The organism is Luteimonas panaciterrae (genome assembly GCF_020511115.1).
In the GTDB taxonomy this organism is placed as follows: domain Bacteria; phylum Pseudomonadota; class Gammaproteobacteria; order Xanthomonadales; family Xanthomonadaceae; genus Luteimonas; species Luteimonas panaciterrae.
Map to the genome: position 1 here is coordinate 1 of NZ_JAJAVH010000072.1, position 580 is coordinate 580.

The window sequence follows — 580 nt, forward strand, 5'->3', positions numbered from 1 at the left end:
AATGTACTTGACGTCGCGATAGGTTAGCTTGGGGTTGGCTTCCAGCATCAGCGCCGCAACACCGCTGACCATCGGTGCTGCCGCCGATGTACCGTTCATTTGAGCCGTATAGTTGCAGGTGTCGTCGATGTCGGATTGGTCGGTGTCGAGCAGATTGCGGACATTTTCCCATGGCTTATTCTTGTTGTTGCCAACGTCGCAACCCATCGTATCGGTCGTCAGAATGGCAGGGTCGAAAACCGTCGGGCCAAAGAGGTTCCGGGCATCAGTACCCGGCTCCCAACGCGACATCCCTCCAGCTCCGCCGCCGAATGCGGAAACCCAAAGCGCAGATCCGGTGGACGAATACGAGGATTTCTTTCCGTCTGCACTGACAGCCGCGACCGTGATTGTGTTGAATAGGTGGTTCTGGGGATCGTTATTGGCCGGGGAGCATCCGACGCCGCTGCAATTTTCGCTGTAATCTCCCTCGAAGTTGTTTCCTGCGGCTTTCACGTAGATGCCGCCCAGCCCCCCACGGGTAGATGCCATAGCGCTTTCGAAACTTCTGACTGTGTCCTGGCTAAAAGCCTGCGCGGAT

General features: G+C 56.7%; 1 protein-coding gene. It reads right to left on the minus strand.

Annotation, left to right across the window (positions count from 1 at the left end):
• On the minus strand, nucleotides 1-580 hold a 580-nt coding region (locus tag LG367_RS18315; RefSeq protein WP_343225838.1), incomplete at both ends, for a S8 family serine peptidase.